The sequence below is a fragment of the Streptomyces ossamyceticus genome, assembly GCF_001418475.1.
In the GTDB taxonomy this organism is placed as follows: Bacteria; Actinomycetota; Actinomycetes; order Streptomycetales; family Streptomycetaceae; genus Streptomyces; species Streptomyces ossamyceticus.
The window spans coordinates 1-1,381 of record NZ_LIQX01000405.1 but is presented as its reverse complement, the minus strand read 5'-3'; the positions used below and the strand labels follow the sequence as shown (position 1 = coordinate 1,381).

The following is a 1,381-nucleotide window of genomic DNA, read 5'->3' as shown; positions in this document are numbered from 1 at the left end:
CCTACGGCCCCGTGCTTTTCATCTGAAGGGCGGGCCGCAGGCCCAACCCTTCAGGGGCGCGGGGAACTGCGCGAGAAACCACAACGGACCCGCACCCGCCAACGAACCGCGCACCCCCGAGCTATGAGGCGCCCGGCCCCCATCCTCACGTGTCGAAGTCGACCGTCAGCGTCTCCGACACCGGATACGTCTGGCACGTCAGCACATACCCCGCCGCCACCTCCGCCGATTCCAGCGCGTAGTTGCGGCGCATGTCCGCCTTGCCCTCGGGGACGAGCGCGCGGCAGGTGCCGCAGACGCCGCCCTTGCAGGCGAAGGGCAGGTCGGGGCGGGTGCGCTGCGCCCCGTCGAGGATCGTCCGGTCGCGCGGCAGGGGCGCGGTCGTGGTGCGGCCGTCGAGCGTGATGGTGACCTCGCTGACGGGGCCCTCGGCGGCGGCCTCCTCGTGACGGACCTCGCGGACGGGTTCGTCGTCGGCGTAGAAGAGTTCCTGGTGGACTCGGTCGGCGGGGACGGCGAGGCCGGTGAGGACCTGCTGGGCGTCGCGGACCATGCCGTGCGGGCCGCACAGCCACCAGTGGTCGGCGGTGTCGACGTCGACGAGGGAGCCGATGAGCGCCGAGAGCCGTCCGGCGTCCAGGCGGCCCGAGAGCAGCTCGGCCTCGCGCGGCTCGCGGGACAGTACGTGGGCCAGTTGGAAGCGGGCCGGGTACAGGTCTTTCAGGTCGGCGAGTTCGTCGGCGAACATCACGGTGCCGGTGCGCCGGTTGCCGTAGAAGAGGGTCACCGTGGAGCGGGGGTCGGCGGCCAGGACCGACTCGGCGATGGAGATCATCGGGGTGATGCCGGAGCCGGCCGCGATCAGCACATGGTGGCCGGGGGCGGTGAGGTCCGGGGTGAAGAAGCCGGTGGGCGGCATGACCTCGACGGTGTCGCCGGGGCGTACGTCGTTGACGAGCCAGGAGGAGAACAGGCCGCCCGGCACGACCCGTACGCCGATGCGCGGCGGCGAACCCGCCGATGAGCAGATCGAGTAGGAGCGGCGTTCGTCCCGTCCGTCGATCTCGCGCCGCAGCGTCAGCGACTGGCCGGGCGCGAACGTGAACTCCTCGGCCAGCTCGTCCGGGATCTCGAACCCGACCGCGACCGCGTCCTCGCACAGGGGCCGCACCTCGGCGACGCGCAGGGCGTGGAAGACGGGTCGGCGCCGGGCACGCGGGCGTACGGCCGGCGCGCCGCCGTCGCCGTCGGCCGGACCGGGCACGGTGGAGGTGATCGGTCCCCCGACCGCACCCGCGGACTCCGCCACCGGTCCCCCGCGAAGGCCCCCCGTCGGCCCTTCCGTGAAGCCCTTCATTCAGATCTCCTTGACGTACTCGAA

1 protein-coding gene is annotated in these 1,381 nt (G+C 72.5%); it reads right to left on the bottom strand.

Features of this window, described 5'->3' with window-relative positions; translation table 11 throughout:
- Nucleotides 1-145: 145 nt before the first annotated feature.
- The gene (gene paaE, locus AOK15_RS27385; RefSeq protein WP_055521033.1) at nucleotides 146-1,357 is read right to left on the bottom strand and encodes a 1,2-phenylacetyl-CoA epoxidase subunit PaaE; all 1,212 of its coding nucleotides are present in this window, start codon (nucleotides 1,355-1,357) and stop codon (nucleotides 146-148) included.
- Nucleotides 1,358-1,381: the final 24 nt, after the last annotated feature.